We start from the raw sequence: 15,465 nt of genomic DNA on the forward strand, positions 1-15,465 counted from the left end.
TGACAAGTGGTTTCTAATGAACGACTGATTGAATTCATCTATTCGCTCACTATTTATGCCCAAAGTTAGTGGTTTTGAAATGCCTCGCGAAGCACCTGCCGGTCGTCAAAATCATGTTTTACGCCCTGAATGTCCTGATAGGTCTCGTGTCCTTTGCCCGCCACCAGGATAATATCGTTGGGACGAGCCAGGCTCACCGCCGTTTGAATGGCCTTTCGGCGATCTTCGATGGTCTGGGCTTTCTTGTAGTCCAGAGGCGAGAGGCCCGCCTGCATCTGTTCCAAAATGGCCATCGGATCTTCAAACCGCGGATTGTCGGACGTGAGAATGACCCGGTCGCTAAACTTCCCGGCTATCTGCGCCATAATGGGGCGTTTGGCGGCATCGCGGTTACCGCCGCAGCCCACCACGGTAATAATTCTGGGCAATACACCCTGTTCGTTATCCTGCCGAAGATTCGTGATCGTTTCCAGCACATTTTGCAGCGCGTCGGGCGTATGGGCGTAATCCACGATACCAACAATCCGGTTGTCGGAAATGACCTGCTCGAAACGGCCCTGCGGCGGTAACGTAGCTGATAGCTCGGTCAATACTTCTTCCTCGTCTTCGCCCAGCAACACGGCCGCACCGTAGACCGCCAGCAGGTTATAGGCGTTGAACCGGCCAATGAGTTTAAACCAGACCTGCCGTTCATCGATCAGCATTTCGAGGCCAAACAACCCGTCAGAGAGTACCTTGCCCTTGAACGTACCCAGCGTTTGTAGCGAATAACTTTCCTTGCGGGCCAGTGTGTTCTGAAGCATGACCGCCCCGCGCTTGTCATCGGCGTTGGTCAGCGCGAAAGCCGAGCGGGGCAATTGGTCGAAGAACCCTTTTTTCGCCTTAATGTACTTATCGAAGGTGCCGTGAAAATCGAGGTGGTCGTGGGTGATATTCGTAAAAATGCCTCCCACAAAATGCAGTCCGGCAATGCGCTCCTGCACCACGGCGTGCGAACTGACTTCCATGAACACGTGCGTACAGCCCTGCGCCAGCATTTGAGTCAGCAGTTCGTTGGTCGTGATGGAGTCTGGTGTGGTATGTGTGGCAGGAATGACCGTATCGCCGATCTGGTTTTGTACCGTCGATAACAGGCCGCAACGGTACCCCAGCGAGGTGAACAGCCGGAAAAGTAGCGTAGCGACCGACGTCTTCCCGTTGGTGCCCGTCACGCCCACCAACTTTACTTTTTTGGATGGATGTCCATAAAAATTGGCCGCTGCTATCCCCATCGCCTGCGGCGCATTGGCCACCTGGATGTACGTAACCGCATCAGCCCGATCGGCAGGTAATTCTTCGCACAAAATGGCCGTAGCATCCAGGTCAATAGCTTTCGGAATAAATGCATGCCCGTCTGAAACGGTGCCTCGCACAGCGATAAACAGGCTCCCGGCACGTACCTGCCGCGAATCCATGGTTAGGTGCGTTACCTCAGCGTTCATATCGCCCGCCGTAGCGAGCAGAGAGACTTTATAAAGAAGATCGGAAAGTTGCATAGGTTGATGAGGGGGGGCAGCCCCTCTCTCAACATAGGAGAGAGGAGCCGCTTTAGTGTAGCTCTGCTAATTAGCGAAGTTGCTGTCGAGTAGCTCCCCTCTCGCAGTTGAGAGAGGGGTTAGGGGTCTACTCCTCCGCTAGCGTTCGTGAAATGTTCATACGGTACACACCGATGGCGGGTAGGGCGGCAGCAACGAGGCCGATACCCACCGCAACGGCCAGGAGCCACCATTCATCGGGTAGAATGCCGGCATCGCTGAAACTATAATGGTAATTACCTTCTACGAATTGGGAGAGCAGCCAGAGCCCAAGCCGACTCAGGGCCAAACCCGCCACAAAGCCGATCAGAGCCAGTACTAGCCCTTCGAGCAGCAGCATGCCAAAAAGTTGCGCCCGTGTGGCACCCATCGAGAGCATCAGGGCCATTTCGTAGCGGCGCTCTTTCAGCGAATTATAGAGCGACACAAATACGCTGATGCCTGCCACAATAATAATGGCCAGCGCCAGACCACGCAGGGTTTGCACGCCCACGCCGAGCAAGTCAAATAACCGGTTTACTTCGATGGCGGGCAGCGCGGCCTGCAATTTAGAGTTGTTGTCGATACCGCGCTTGAGCATCATGCCCATCGGGTTCCGAAACTTTACCAGCATACTGGTAATTTCGGGACCGGCGCCAGCTTCGTGGTCATGCTCATCTTCGTGGGCTTCATCGCCATCGTGATGTTCGTCACTGTCGGCCGCTGTTGCCCCGCCAGGTCCGGTGGCTACCTCTTCGTGCCCTTCGTCATGATTGTGCACCGCCCAGATGCTCGACACGTTGGTCAGAATCAGTTGGTCGCAGACGCTGTTGCTGGGGGCCAGTAAACCTGCGACCTTGTATTTTTTGTCGCCATGTGCTTCGCCGTTGCCATCCAAACCGTGCTGACTGGCAAAGCTATCGCCCACTTTCAACCCTGTTGCGGCAGCTACGCGGGGACCAATGACTACCTCCAGATCGTTGGTGAAGGCTTTCCCCTGCGCAATGGTTGCTCCGAAATGATCGAGGTATTTCTGGTTGGTGCCCACAATCCGGAACGACTTGTAGCTATCGCCCATCGCCAGCGGAATCGCTGTTTTAATCATTGGGTTACGCGTCAGGCGGGTGGCTTCCTCGAGTGGTATGTTACCCACCGGCGAGTCGATCTGGTAAATGCTCGACAGGATCAACTGTAGAGGAGAGCCTTTTGCGCCAATCACCATGTCGATGCCCCGGATATTGCGGCTAAACTGATCCTGCAACTGCTTATTCAAGAGCAGCAACAGCGAAATGATGGCAATGCCAAGCGTCATGAGCAGCCCGCTCAGGAAACTGCTCATTGGCTTATCGACCAGGTTACTCCAGCTTAGTTTGGCGAGGTTCATGGGGTAATTGAGGAATCGGGTAAGTGAGTAAATCAGGTGATTGGGTAACTGGTAGCTGCCGTTTGCTGCGCCGGGCCACTAAGTATTTAACTGCCTGACCATCCAATTACTTGTTTCTTAAATTGAGTGAGAAATGATGACTGGTGATGTTGAATCGCTTGTTTAGGTACAGCCGATGGGCGTCGTACCGGGTCGGATTCTGCCCCGAATCTAATGAAACGGTCTCGTAACCCGATTGCCGGGCGTGTTCAATCACGAAATCAACCAGCGCCCCGGCATAGCCCTTGCCCCGCCCCTCCGGTAAGGTAGACAAGTCGTCGATGTAGATCGTCTTTCCCGATACCAGCATCGTCATCCGCCGAAACGTGATCACCGCCGGGGCTGGTACATGATCGCCGAGGTCCACGAACGCGACGCTGAACCGGTCATTGGCCAATTGGTCGTGCAGCAGAGTCAACGCCGCTTCATCGGTTAAGTGTGGACGCAATGTCAGTAAAGCCGGCAAGCATCGACGTAGGTCGGCATCGGTATTGGCAAAGTTGATGGTCATGGGAGGGAAATATGTGGTTTGTGGTTGCGTTGTTAAATCAAGACACGATGACTTAGCAGCGCATCCACAAACTTTTATAATGCTTCTCGAATGCTTTGCAAAATCTCGTCACCGCCGCGGGCTAACAGGGCTTCGGCGAGGTCGTGACCCAGTTGTTCGGCCTGGGCAGGTGGCCCGACGAAGGTCTCGCGGAGTATATCGGCACCGTCGAGGCTGATGAGACCGCCTGTCAGGCTGATTTCCTCGCCAGCCCAGGTTGCCAGTGCAAACACAGGAATACTGCAACCTCCTTCCAGTCGACGGAGAAATGCCCGTTCGGCTTTCAGGCACGCTTCGGTTGGCTCATGGTTAGTAAGCGAACGTACTTGGGCAAGCTTATCGAGCGGAAGTGTGTCGGCGGCTTCGATGGCTACACTGCCCTGGCCAACGGCGGGTGTGAAGTCGCTGATTGGCAGGTGTTCGGCAATCAGATCGTCGTAGTGCATGCGGTGTACACCGGCGTAGGCGAGCAACAGGGCATCACAATGGCCGTCGTCGAGCTTGCGGAGTCTTGTTTGCAGGTTTCCCCGCATATCCACTACCTTAATGTGCGGGCAATAATGCCGAAGCATAGCCACCCGCCGTGTCGATGATGTACCGATAGTAAACGCTTGGCCTGATGTGAGCGACAATGACCCATCTCGGCTTACGAGCACATCGTTAACGCGTTCGCGCTCGGTGAAAGCAATAATGCTGAGATCGGCGGGTAGGCTCGACTGTAAATCTTTGGCCGAATGCACGGCAATATCAATCGTGCCTGACCGGAGTTGATCCTCCAACTCCTGCGTGAACAGGCCTTTACTGCCGATCTTGGCGAGTGACCGATCCAGAATCTGATCGCCCTTTGTTTCAATGAGTACCAGTTCAGACGTAACGTCTGCCGCCTGAAGCAACTGCTGAATATATTCGGCTTGCCATAGGGCCAGTCGGCTGCTGCGGGTTCCAATTCGAATATGCATACCACAAAGGTACAACGTGCCGCCCAGTTTAGCGGGTGTAGACCACGTTTCACGCCTTCGGCACGTTGTGCGTAATTTTCGCTACATATCAACTAAATACGCCAAAATTTACCAGAAGGCCAGTCGATACTTTTTAACCGTCAAAACGTCTGATTATACGGCGTTTTGACGGTTTTTGGCTGTCAATCTGGCATCAAAAACGGGCTTTAAACCCTCAGGCACAGCTTTTGTCTATATAACATCGAACAGTAAACAACACGTACTATGAGAACGGTAGATCATGTGTTTAAAGGAACAGGCGGACAAATCGATTTGCTCAATACGCTGTATGGCGGATCGAGCCTGACGGAAATGAAAGTGAAGCGCGAAGACGACCGATTGGTCATTCGCCTATCAGCACCTGGCGTTAGCGCCAACTCATTCAACGTGTTGGTAGAGGGCAACAAATTGGTTTTGTACACCTTGCTGGTTCATGATAGTGAGTCGGCGGGACAACGCTTAGCTGTGCCCATGTTCTTGAAAGTGATTGATATTCCCGACTTCATCGACGCCGAACATATTGAGGCTGAACATGAGTATGGTCAGGTAACGGTGAATCTGCCTTTCAACGACGAAGAGCACGAGTATCGCAACATCGACATTAAGAATCTATTCTGATGCTTCCTGTCCGGGGCCGCTAGGGGCTCTGTTACATATAGATGCGTGCGGCCCGGTCTTACGAGACCGGGTTTCTTTTTTTGTGGCTATGTACGTTGCTTGCGGTTTACCTCAACCGCGCCCGCACTACTGGCCCAAACGTTTTCCACTCCACGGCCACGATGCAGCCCAAGAATAGGCCAAACAGCGCTAAGTGATACGGAACAGACAGCCACAGATTGCTGATCTGGATAAACGAGGCCAAATAAATCAGTAGTCCGCCGCCGAGAATATAGCCCGCCGCTGATAGCAGATCGTAGGGGACGGGGTAGTACTTCTCGCCCAGCACGTAGCACATCACTGTCATTACTATGCTCGAAGCCAGGAACGCCCACGCACAACCCATGAAGCCTAGAATTGGAATCAGTAGCCAGTTAAGCCCAAACGTGACGACCAGCCCTACTGCCGTGATGAGCGTGCCAAACTGCGTCTTATCCGACAGTTTGAACCAGAACGAAATGTTGTAATAAATGCCCAGGAAGAGGTTACCCAGCATCAATAGTGGCACCACGCCCAGCCCATCACGCCGTTCGGGGTTGATCACCAGCCCGACGAGGTCCATGTTGAGGCCAATGGCTACCCACAGCGCTACACAGAAGATGATGAACCACTTCGTGACGCGGGCCAGCAGGTCGGGAGCATCTTTGTTTTCAACCTGCCCGAAAAAGAACGGCTCGGCGGCAAACTTGAATGACTGAATGGCCAGGCTGATAAGTACCGACAGCTTGAAACACTGCCCGTACACATCAAGCGCCCACTTGGATGAGCGACCTGGATAGAAGTTGTCGGGCAAAAACGCCTCAAGGAACAGCCTGTCAGTGAGGTTATTAAGTACTGCCGCCAGTCCGGTCAGCATAATCGGGAACGCATACACGACCAGCGCTTTGGTTTCGGGCCACTCAAACGCAAAGCGGAACCCCCGGAATGCCTGCCGCAGGATTATAAAATACAAAGCATTGGCAAGCAGGTTAGCCAGCAGAATATAGCCGGGACCGATCACGGGGTTGTAGAAAACTTCGGCTATCGGGCGTAGGCTAGGTAGATAATCGCCCTCGGTGATGTCTTTGCATATAACGATAAAAAACACGTTGAGAAGTACGTTGAGCCCAATGTTGATGAGCTTGGCCACCACAAACTGCTTCGCCTTCCCCTCAACCCGCAGCCGGGCAAAAGGAATAGCCATAATGGCGTCGATACCCACGAGCAGGGCCGTCCACTGGATAAACAGTACTTCGTTGGGGTAGCCAAGCGCCACCGAAATAGGCTTTGAAAACACCAAAATCAATGCCGTACACACTACGCTGATGATGGCTACAATGGTAAGCGTCCGGCAGAAGACACGTACCCGCTCGGCTTCGTTTTCCTTGCCTTTGTTACGTGCCGCAAATCGAAAAAAGGCCGTTTCGAGCCCAAGTGTATAGAGTGTCAACAGCACGCCGATCCAGGCATAGAGCGTAACGTTAGAGGCCAGCGTACCGCCTTTCCTAAAGGCGTAGTTCTGAATAGGAGTTAGCAAAAAATTGACTGACCGCGCTGCAATCGTGCTTATACCATATAGGGCGGTATCGCTGGCTAATTTTTTAAAGGTGCTCAATTTGATACGTGGGTTACTGCAAAACGTACCTGAAGCGAAGTTGCCCGTCAGGTACGTTGCGAAGATACTGCCTATACGCCGACTGCCCGCAAAACGAATAGGCTGTCTATCTTTGCGCGAATAAAATGGATACCGGATGCTGGCCACTGGACGTTGGCTTTTGGAATCAGCCAAATCTCACCCAACGGGCTACTATCTGTTATCCAACAACCTGCATCCAGTAAAAATGAAAATCACCTCTGCGCTGCTTTCGGTCTATTATAAAGACGGCCTCGAACCCATTGTCCGGTTGTTGCACCAACAGGGCGTTACGCTCTACTCAACGGGCGGTACCCAAACGTTTATCGAGCAACTCGGTATTCCCGTTATTCCCGTTGAATCGCTAACTGGCTATCCGTCTATCTTCGGTGGCCGGGTGAAAACCCTGCACCCGGCGGTATTTGGCGGTATCCTCTACCGTCGCGATAATGAAGGTGACGTGGCCCAGGCGCAGGAGCATAACATTCCCGCCATCGACCTTACAGTGGTTGACCTATACCCGTTTGAGGAAACCGTAGCATCGGGTGCTTCAGCCGAAGACATCATCGAGAAGATCGACATCGGCGGCATTTCACTGATTCGGGCCGGTGCCAAGAATTTTCAGGACGCCCTGATCGTCTCGTCGCGCAACCAGTACGCCGATCTGCTAAAGGTATTGACCGAAACCGACGGTCAGCCCGATCTGGAAACGCGTCGCCGCTACGCGATGGAGGCCTTTGCTACTACTTCGCATTACGACACAGCTATTCATCAGTATTTCGCGGGAGAAGCGGCCCAGAAAAAAAGCGAACTGCGTTACGGCGAAAACCCGCACCAGAAAGCTATGTTCCACGGCGATCTCGATGCTATTTTCGATAAGTTGCACGGCAAAGAACTGTCGTTCAATAACCTGGTCGACGTTGACGCCTGCGTTGGACTGATCGACGAGTTTACATCGGACGTACCTACTTATGCGATCATCAAGCACACCAACGCCTGCGGTATTGCCTCTGCGGCTACTCCGTCTGAAGCGTATGCCAAAGCCCTGGCTTGTGATCCTATCTCGGCGTTTGGTGGCGTGGTGATCACCAACGTACCTGTAGATCTGGCAACGGCGGAAAAACTGAACAAACTGTTCATGGAAATCCTGATCGCGCCCGACTACGCCCCCGAAGCGCTGGAACTGCTGAAATCGAAGAAAAACCGCATTCTTTTGAAGCGTAAGCCGGTTGCGCTGCCTACCACGCTGGTGAAAACGATTCTGAACGGTGTACTGGAGCAGGACAAAGACAATGTGACCGAAACAGCCGATCAGTTTACGACCGTAACCGATAAGGCTCCAACCGACAGCGAGGTACGTGCCCTGGAGTTTGCCCTGAAAGTGTGCAAGCACACCAAATCGAACACCATTATTCTGGCTAAAGAAGATGTGTTGCTAGCTAGTGGCGTTGGGCAAACCAGCCGGGTAGATGCGCTGAAGCAGGCCATTGAGAAAGCTCATGCCTTCGGGTTCAGCCTCGACGGGGCCGTGATGGCGTCTGATGCCTTCTTCCCCTTCCCCGACTGCGTTGAAATTGCTGGTCAGGCAGGTATTACCGCAGTGGTGCAACCCGGTGGGTCTATCCGCGACAAAGACAGCATCGAGTACTGCAACCAGCACGGCATCGCCATGGTAACCACCGGTGTGCGGCACTTTAAACACTAGTTTAACTTGTTGCTGTGCTGCATGCTTCGCGCTGTAGGCCCTGAGCCTGTCTGTGATCGCGGCGGCGAGCTGGTCCAGCCAAAGGGCCTACAGCGCGAAGCATACTAGCCAAGCAATACGGTATAGTAGCTGAATTGCAATTGATAAGTAGTCGACTGAATTTGTAGTAGCAGGCTTCATTCCAATCTAACCCTTCTGATTTGTGCTAAAATCCTGGTTCAGTCTGCTCTACACGAGTTGGTGCGTAGTGGTGTTGGCCTTCTTTTTCCTGCTGCTGCTGCCTTTCATTCTGTTGGGGAGCTGGCTATCGGGGAGTACGGATAAATTCGGCCTGAAGCTGGCGCACGGTGCCGTTCGGTTGTGGGCTATTCTGGTGTTCACGTTTATTGGCATGCCTATTCGTGTCGACTGGCGTTTTCGGCCCGAGCGGGGTAAAGCGTACGTGTACTGTGCCAACCATTTCTCGTATATCGACATTGCCGTAGCCGCTTTAGTGGTGCCGGGCCTGTATGCGTTCATCGGTAAAATCAGCGTTCGTAAGATTCCACTGTTTGGCTACATGTACGCTAAATTACACGTCATGGTCGACCGGTCGAGCTCACAGAGCCGCGCGTATTCGCTGGCTAAATGCATGCGCACACTAGCGCAGGGGCGCAGTATTGTTATTTTTCCGGAAGGAGGTATTACGGCCAAACAGCCACCCAAGATGGTCTATCCCTTCAAAGACGGGGCATTTAGTATGGCAGTGCAGCGTCAGGTACCCATTGTGCCCATCACACTGGTCAACAACTACCGTATTTTACCCGACAGTACGCCATTCCGAATGAACTGGGAGCCTGTTCGGGTAGTTTTTCATGAGCCTATTTCAACGGATGGTCTGACACAGGCCGACGTTAATTCACTTCGTGAACAAGCCTTTCAAGTTATTGATAATGAATTGCATAAGGATTTGACCGTTAGGGCTTAAGCGTTAACCCTGCTAACTAACGAAGCAACCTCAAACGCCCAAGGCTACCCGACAAACCAGTTTCTCTATGAAAGTTGATACCGAAACCTTGCATAAAATAGCCCATCTGGCCCGTTTAGACGTTAATCCGGCAGAAGAGGCTAGCTTGCTCACCAGTCTGAACAGCGTGCTCGACTGGATGGAGCAACTTAATGAAGTTGATACAACTGGTGTGGCACCGTTGATGCACATGTCGGAAGAAATTGACAATGTCTTACGTACCGACATTGTAGCGAATCAACTGCCTCGCGATCAGGCATTGGCCAATGCTCCCGACCACGATGACCAGTTCATTAAGGTGATTAAAGTGATGGACTAATAATTTTTTTTGCGATTTGACTTGATTTTAGATTACCTGAGTACGTATCTTTGCACTCGCAATTGCAAAACAGCTCGATAGTATAAGGGTAGTACAACAGATTTTGGTTCTGTCTGTCTAGGTTCGAATCCTGGTCGAGCTACTTCCCAAAGCCGATTCTTCACCGAGTCGGCTTTTTTTGGTTTTTAGAGTCAAAGGGTTGTAACTCCGTGTTACAACCTTTTTTACGTAGATCTCATGAATTACCTATCAGCCGAAAATCTTGCCAAAGCCTACGGCGACCGGACGTTGTTCCGCAACATTAACTTCGGTATCAGCCGGGGCGACAAAATTGCCATCGTAGGGGCTAATGGCTCGGGTAAAACGTCGCTGCTCGAAATTCTGGCCGGTGCTGCCCCTCCCGATGCCGGACTGGTCAGCGTGCGGAAAGACATCACGGTTGGCTACCTGAATCAGCAACCCGACCTTAACGAAGCACTCACCATTATGGAAGAGGTGCTGGCGGGCGAGAGTGCTCAGCTTGACGCTGTACGGGCCTACGAAAAAGCCCTGGTCAGTGGCGATCACGACGCGCTCGAAAAGGCGATGAACCAGATGGAGAAGCTGGAAGCCTGGGACTATGAAGCGCAGATTCGGCAGATTCTGGGTGAACTGGGCATTCAGGATGTCGAGCAGCGGGTAGGTACGTTATCGGGCGGTCAGCGCAAGCGGGTAGCTTTGGCGCGGGTGCTTATTCAAAACCCTGATCTATTGATTCTCGATGAGCCTACCAACCACCTCGATCTGGAAGCCATCGAATACCTCGAAAGCTTCCTGAATACCAATAATGGCACACTGCTGATGGTATCCCACGACCGGTATTTCCTCGACCGGGTGTGTAATCAGATTGTCGAGATGGACGCGGGTCAGTTGTATAGCTACAAAGGCAACTACGCATATTTCCTGGAGAAGAAGGCCGAGCGCATTGCCATCGATGCCGCTGAGTTCGAGAAAAATAAGAATACCTACCGCCGCGAGCTGGAATGGATGCGTCGGCAGCCCAAAGCACGGGGTACCAAGGCCAAGTACCGCGAAGATGCCTTTGAGGATCTGGAGGGCAAAGTGAAAAACCGCCGCAACGATGGCGAACTCGATCTGAACCTGCGTGTATCACGCCTAGGCAGCAAGATTCTGGAAGTTGAAAACCTAAGCAAACGCTTTGGCGAAAAAATCCTGCTCGACCATTTTACCTACACCTTTAAGCGGCAAGACCGGGTGGGGCTGATCGGTAAGAACGGCATGGGTAAAACCACGCTGCTCAACATGCTGATCGGCGAACTGCGCCCCGATTCGGGCAAGATTACGGCGGGTGGAACGGTAAATTTTGGCTACTACACGCAGAGCGAACTAAACATCGCCGACAATCAGCGCGTGATCGACGTGGTGCAGGAAGTGGCCGAGGTGATGAAACTCGCCGATGGACAAACCATTACGGCCAGCCAACTGCTGCATCATTTTCTCTTCGACCGGCAGAAGCAGTACGATTTTGTGGCCAAACTAAGCGGCGGCGAAAAGCGGCGATTGCAACTGCTGCTGGTACTGGTGCAAAACCCCAACTTCCTGATTCTGGATGAGCCTACCAACGATCTGGACATCACGACGCTGAACGTACTCGAAGATTTCCTGCTCAATTTCCCTGGCTGCGTGATTATCGTTACCCACGACCGGTACTTCATGGACCGGCTGGTCGACCACGTGTTCGTGCTGGAAGGGCAGGGAAAGGTGCGTGATTACCCAGGTAATTATACTGATTACCGCGAGTGGCGCGATGCCCAACCGAAGAAGAACGCTGCCACGAAAGAATCGGCCTCAGCCAGCCATAAACTGGCCCCAGTCGATCTGTCAGCGACGAAACCTGCCGCCACTAGCCAGAAAAAGAAGTTAAGCTTTAAGGAACAGCGTGAATATGAAACGTTGGAGACCGAAATTGATGCCCTCGAACAACGTAAGGCCGAGGTGATTACCTTGCTAAACAATGGCGGTCATCACGAACAGCTAACGGCCTGGGCAAAGGAGATCGAAGACATTGAGGCGCAGGTTGCTGCCAAATCAGACCGCTGGTTAGAACTAGCGGAACATATGTAAAGAGCAAAAGTATGAAAGGGTGAAAGATGACATTGCTGTCATAGATGATGGCCAGCCTATTTCACCCCTTTATTCGTTTACTCACTGAAAAATGGACGCTATTCTTGACTTTTTTCGCTACTTGCTCAACTCCGAGGAAATCATCCGGACGGGTGGACTAGTGGTTGTAACGCTGATCGTGTTTATCGAAAACGGAGTCATTTTTGGCTTTTTCCTGCCCGGTGATTACCTGTTGTTTCTGGCCGGTGTGTTCGCCGGCACTAAGGTGTTGCTTGTCTCGCTGAGTCTGTTGTTGGGCTGCATTTTTGGGGCAGCTGTAGCTGGTGCGCTATTGGGCTACGGCATTGGTTACTTCTTTGGCACGAAGCTCCAGAACCGGCCCGACTCCTTATTTTTCAAGCAGGAATACATTGCTAATACACGCAAGACGTTCGAGCGTTACGGTAGCCAGGCGTTGATTGTCGCTCGCTTTTTGCCCGTTGTTCGCACATTTGCACCCCTGCTGGCGGGTATCATACACATGAACCTAGCCCGGTTTATGATCTATAACATTGCTGGTGGCGCGCTCTGGACGATTGTATTGGTGGGGGGTGGGTACTATTTCGGTGTTCAGTTTCCCTGGATAATTAACTACGTACACTGGATCATCTTGTTTTTCTTAGGCGTTACTACGTTCACCGTTATTAGAGGCTATTTGAATGCCCGAAAAACTACCGATTGATAAGAGAAATAAGCCTTTATTGGTTACAATCGCCAAAACCTCACTTTATTTGTCCCAAGTTTCACGAAAAAGAAAAGTCCACAATGAAAAAAATCTTCGCAATCATTGCTTTATTCAGCCTGTCGCTGGTAGCAACACAGAGCTTTGCTCAGATGGATATTGATAAAGGTACCAAGTTCGTTAACCTCGGTATTGGCCTTGGTGGTAGCTATTATTATAGTGCAGGAATTGGTTTCAACGCTGCAGCTGACTTCGGCGTCGCTAAAAACATAACGGTTGGTGGTGCTGCTGGATATAGAACCTTTGGTGATGGATTTGGCGGTTATGATCTAGGCGTTCGTGGCTCGTATCACTTCAATGACCTGTTGAACACACCTGAGAACGTTGACTTATATGCTGGTTTGGGTATAACCTATTTTGGTTACACTGGTGGACTTAGCTCTTTTTATAACTCATCGTTTATTGCAGCGCCTATACACTTAGGCGGTCGCTATATGTTTGCTGAGAAAACAGGTGTCTTTGCGGAGCTTGGTTCATCCATATCTGTTCTTAAAGTTGGCGTAACCTTTAAGCTAGGTCAGTAGAACATTATCAAGTATATAAAAATGCCCCGGCCAAACGGTCGGGGCATTTTTGCGTTAATAACTGTTGTAGGGGCGCCTTACTTACTGGCTATTTCCTTCAACGTACCTACGCCCATATTCCAGAGGATGAACGAATAGATATCGGCGGTTTGCTCGATGTTTTTCTTCGTGTTGCTGGCACCATGACCTGAGTTTACATCGACACGGATCAGCATAGGGTTGGGGCCTTTGTAGGCCTCCTGCAACGTAGCCGCGTATTTGAACGAGTGGGCCGGTACAACCCGGTCATCATGGTCGGCAGTCGTGATGAGCGTAGCGGGGTAATTCAGGCCGGGCTTAATGTTGTGAATCGGCGAGTAAGGGTAGAGGTATTTGAAGTCCTCGGCGTTGTCGGCGCTGCCGTAGTCAGCAATCCAGTTCCAGCCGATGGTGAACTTGTGAAAGCGGAGCATGTCCATTACACCCACTTGCGGAATGGCCACCCGGAACAAGTCGGGACGTTGGTTCATGACCGCGCCCACGAGCAGACCGCCATTTGAGCCGCCCCGAATAGCGAGCTTGGCCGATGACGTATACTTCTCCTTGATCAGGTATTCACCCGCGGTAATAAAATCGTCGAACACGTTTTGCTTTTTGGCTTTCATGCCCTGCTCATGCCATTTTTCGCCGTATTCGCTGCCGCCCCGCAGGTTGGCCTGTGCGTACACGCCACCCTGCTCGAGAAATGGGATCAGAAACGACGAGAAGGCGGGCGGTAAGCTGACGTTGAAGCCGCCGTATCCATATAAAATGGTGGGGTTGCTGCCATCCAGCTTCGTGCCTTTCTGGTAAGTGATGAACATCGGAACCTTCGTGCCGTCTTTGCTGGTGTAGAAAACCTGTTTCGTTTCGTAATCGGTCGGTTTGAAATCAACCTCCGGCGCCCGGAAAACAGTACTCTTCTTCGTGGCAATATCGTAGCGGTAAATGGTGGGCGGGAAGGTAAACGACGTGAACGTGTAGAACACGAACTTATCGTCGCGCTCGCCGCCGAAGCCGCTCGCCGTACCAATGCCGGGTAGCTGAATGTCGTTTTCCAGCTTGCCGTTCATGTCATATACGTACACCCGCGAGGTTACGTCTTTCGAATACTGCACGAATAGCTTACCGCCCGCACTGCCGGCGCTGGTTAGCGGCTCTGGTTTCTCCGGAATAAGCAGTGTCCACTTTTTCGTAGTCGTGCTGAAACGCATCACCTTGTTGTTGGGTGCATCAGCGTTGGTTTCGATGAGCAGATCACCGCCGATGTTCTCAATAACGCCATATTGATCGTTAGTAATGTCAGACACCACCGGCTGGAAGGTCGACGCCTTAGCCGTAGCATCCAGGAAGTACAGCGCGTTGCCATCTTTGCCCTTTCCGCGATCACTAACCGTCAAAAACGCAAAACGCTCATCGTCCGACGTACCCAGGGTATGGAACCGTTGCGGATTCTTGGCGTCTTCAAACACCAGACGGTCGGCCGATTGAGGAGTATTCAGCTGATGGAAGAAAACCTGATGGTTCTCGTTCTTCGCCGCCAGGGCCGAGCCTTCGGGTTTTGGGTAGCGGCTGTAGTAAAAACCATTTCCCTGCCAAGCGGCGCCCGAAACCTTTACCCATTCCAGCTTTTCGGGCAGGTACTGTTTCGTCGCCATATCCATGATCTGGTACTCCTGCCAGTCAGACCCGCCTTTCGACGTACCTACCACGGCGTATTTACCATCTTTCGACAGCGAGAATGCACCCAGGCGCGTGGTGCCGTCGGTAGACAGTTTATTTGGGTCGATTACCACTTCCGGTTTGCCATCGAGTCCTTTTTGCCGGTATAGCACTGACTGATTTTGCAGGCCGTCGTTTTTAGAGAAATAGAAATAGTCGCCTTTCCGCGAAGGGGCTGAATACTTCGGGTAGTTGTAGACTTTTTCGAGTCGGTCCTGCAATTGCTTCCGGTAAGGAATCTTATCCAGAAATGCGTTGGTGACTTCATTTTCAGCCTTCACCCAGGCGGCTGTTTCAGCCGATCGGTCATCCTCGAGCCAGCGGTACGGATCGGCTACGGTGGTGCCGTGGTAGTTGTCGACATGGTCGACTTTGCGGGTAACGGGGTACTTTAGTGACCCAGTCTGGGCCAGTGCGGCGGTAGTGCCAAGCATAAGCGAGAGGCCAATTAGGGGTAGTTTGTTCATGGGCGC

At 52.1% G+C, this 15,465-nt stretch carries 13 protein-coding genes and 1 tRNA gene; 8 read left to right on the forward strand and 6 right to left on the reverse strand.

Annotated elements, in window-relative coordinates; translation table 11 throughout:
* Nucleotides 1-65 precede the first annotated feature (65 nt).
* The 4 genes from F7231_RS17290 to hemC form a co-directional block, all read right to left on the reverse strand.
* Nucleotides 66-1,535, reverse strand: a complete 1,470-nt coding sequence (locus tag F7231_RS17290) for a UDP-N-acetylmuramoyl-L-alanyl-D-glutamate--2,6-diaminopimelate ligase (RefSeq protein ID WP_166692846.1) — start codon at nucleotides 1,533-1,535, stop codon at nucleotides 66-68.
* 127 nt (nucleotides 1,536-1,662) lie between these two features.
* Nucleotides 1,663-2,937 (reverse strand): ABC transporter permease, encoded by a 1,275-nt coding sequence (locus F7231_RS17295; protein WP_085411784.1) that lies wholly within the window; start codon nucleotides 2,935-2,937, stop codon nucleotides 1,663-1,665.
* Nucleotides 2,938-3,043: 106 nt separating this feature from the next.
* Nucleotides 3,044-3,487 carry a GNAT family N-acetyltransferase gene (locus tag F7231_RS17300; protein WP_166692847.1) on the reverse strand — a complete coding sequence of 148 codons (444 nt, stop codon included), beginning with the start codon at nucleotides 3,485-3,487 and terminating at the stop codon, nucleotides 3,044-3,046.
* A 74-nt stretch (nucleotides 3,488-3,561) separates the two neighbouring features.
* Entirely contained in the window at nucleotides 3,562-4,485 is a 924-nt protein-coding gene (gene hemC / locus F7231_RS17305; protein WP_166692848.1) for a hydroxymethylbilane synthase, read from the reverse strand.
* Between the two features lie 264 nt (nucleotides 4,486-4,749).
* Here hemC and F7231_RS17310 point away from each other — a divergent pair, with 264 nt between their 5' ends.
* The gene (locus F7231_RS17310) at nucleotides 4,750-5,142 is read left to right on the forward strand and encodes an Hsp20/alpha crystallin family protein (RefSeq protein WP_085411787.1); all 393 of its coding nucleotides are present in this window, start codon (nucleotides 4,750-4,752) and stop codon (nucleotides 5,140-5,142) included.
* Nucleotides 5,143-5,248: 106 nt separating this feature from the next.
* Here F7231_RS17310 and F7231_RS17315 read toward each other — a convergent pair whose 3' ends face one another.
* A complete protein-coding gene (locus F7231_RS17315) occupies nucleotides 5,249-6,922 on the reverse strand; it encodes an MATE family efflux transporter (protein WP_310589342.1) in 1,674 nt (557 codons plus the stop codon).
* Between the two features lie 79 nt (nucleotides 6,923-7,001).
* Between F7231_RS17315 and purH the strand changes: the two genes are divergently transcribed.
* The 7 genes from purH (at nucleotide 7,002) to F7231_RS17350 (ending at nucleotide 13,252) form a co-directional block, all read left to right on the forward strand.
* A complete protein-coding gene (gene purH, locus F7231_RS17320) occupies nucleotides 7,002-8,498 on the forward strand; it encodes a bifunctional phosphoribosylaminoimidazolecarboxamide formyltransferase/IMP cyclohydrolase (RefSeq protein WP_166692849.1) in 1,497 nt (498 codons plus the stop codon).
* A gap of 202 nt (nucleotides 8,499-8,700) precedes the next feature.
* A complete protein-coding gene (locus F7231_RS17325) occupies nucleotides 8,701-9,465 on the forward strand; it encodes a lysophospholipid acyltransferase family protein (RefSeq protein ID WP_229365052.1) in 765 nt (254 codons plus the stop codon).
* Between the two features lie 67 nt (nucleotides 9,466-9,532).
* Nucleotides 9,533-9,823 (forward strand): Asp-tRNA(Asn)/Glu-tRNA(Gln) amidotransferase subunit GatC, encoded by a 291-nt coding sequence (gatC, locus tag F7231_RS17330; RefSeq protein ID WP_166692850.1) that lies wholly within the window; start codon nucleotides 9,533-9,535, stop codon nucleotides 9,821-9,823.
* Nucleotides 9,824-9,894: 71 nt separating this feature from the next.
* Nucleotides 9,895-9,965, forward strand: a tRNA-Gln gene (locus tag F7231_RS17335).
* Between the two features lie 95 nt (nucleotides 9,966-10,060).
* Nucleotides 10,061-11,947, forward strand: a complete 1,887-nt coding sequence (locus F7231_RS17340; protein ID WP_166692851.1) for an ABC-F family ATP-binding cassette domain-containing protein — start codon at nucleotides 10,061-10,063, stop codon at nucleotides 11,945-11,947.
* Nucleotides 11,948-12,038: 91 nt separating this feature from the next.
* Nucleotides 12,039-12,668 (forward strand): DedA family protein, encoded by a 630-nt coding sequence (locus F7231_RS17345; protein WP_085411791.1) that lies wholly within the window; start codon nucleotides 12,039-12,041, stop codon nucleotides 12,666-12,668.
* A gap of 83 nt (nucleotides 12,669-12,751) precedes the next feature.
* The gene (locus tag F7231_RS17350) at nucleotides 12,752-13,252 is read left to right on the forward strand and encodes a hypothetical protein (RefSeq protein WP_166692852.1); all 501 of its coding nucleotides are present in this window, start codon (nucleotides 12,752-12,754) and stop codon (nucleotides 13,250-13,252) included.
* 77 nt (nucleotides 13,253-13,329) lie between these two features.
* On the opposite strand, the gene F7231_RS17355 is transcribed toward F7231_RS17350, so the two are convergent.
* Complete coding sequence (locus tag F7231_RS17355; RefSeq protein WP_166692853.1) at nucleotides 13,330-15,459, reverse strand: prolyl oligopeptidase family serine peptidase; 2,130 nt, start codon at nucleotides 15,457-15,459, stop codon at nucleotides 13,330-13,332.
* Between the last annotated feature and the right edge of the window lie 6 nt (nucleotides 15,460-15,465).

The organism is Fibrivirga algicola (genome assembly GCF_011742925.1).
Lineage (GTDB): Bacteria > Bacteroidota > Bacteroidia > Cytophagales > Spirosomataceae > Fibrella > Fibrella algicola.

Coding starts and splice junctions, on each gene's coding strand:
- F7231_RS17290 (WP_166692846.1), bottom strand. CDS start 1,535: ATGCAACTTTCCGATCTTCTTTATAAAGTCTCTCTGCTCGCTACGGCG.
- F7231_RS17295 (WP_085411784.1), bottom strand. CDS start 2,937: ATGAACCTCGCCAAACTAAGCTGGAGTAACCTGGTCGATAAGCCAATG.
- F7231_RS17300 (WP_166692847.1), bottom strand. CDS start 3,487: ATGACCATCAACTTTGCCAATACCGATGCCGACCTACGTCGATGCTTG.
- hemC (WP_166692848.1), bottom strand. CDS start 4,485: ATGCATATTCGAATTGGAACCCGCAGCAGCCGACTGGCCCTATGGCAA.
- F7231_RS17310 (WP_085411787.1), top strand. CDS start 4,750: ATGAGAACGGTAGATCATGTGTTTAAAGGAACAGGCGGACAAATCGAT.
- purH (WP_166692849.1), top strand. CDS start 7,002: ATGAAAATCACCTCTGCGCTGCTTTCGGTCTATTATAAAGACGGCCTC.
- gatC (WP_166692850.1), top strand. CDS start 9,533: ATGAAAGTTGATACCGAAACCTTGCATAAAATAGCCCATCTGGCCCGT.
- F7231_RS17340 (WP_166692851.1), top strand. CDS start 10,061: ATGAATTACCTATCAGCCGAAAATCTTGCCAAAGCCTACGGCGACCGG.
- F7231_RS17345 (WP_085411791.1), top strand. CDS start 12,039: ATGGACGCTATTCTTGACTTTTTTCGCTACTTGCTCAACTCCGAGGAA.
- F7231_RS17350 (WP_166692852.1), top strand. CDS start 12,752: ATGAAAAAAATCTTCGCAATCATTGCTTTATTCAGCCTGTCGCTGGTA.
- F7231_RS17355 (WP_166692853.1), bottom strand. CDS start 15,459: ATGAACAAACTACCCCTAATTGGCCTCTCGCTTATGCTTGGCACTACC.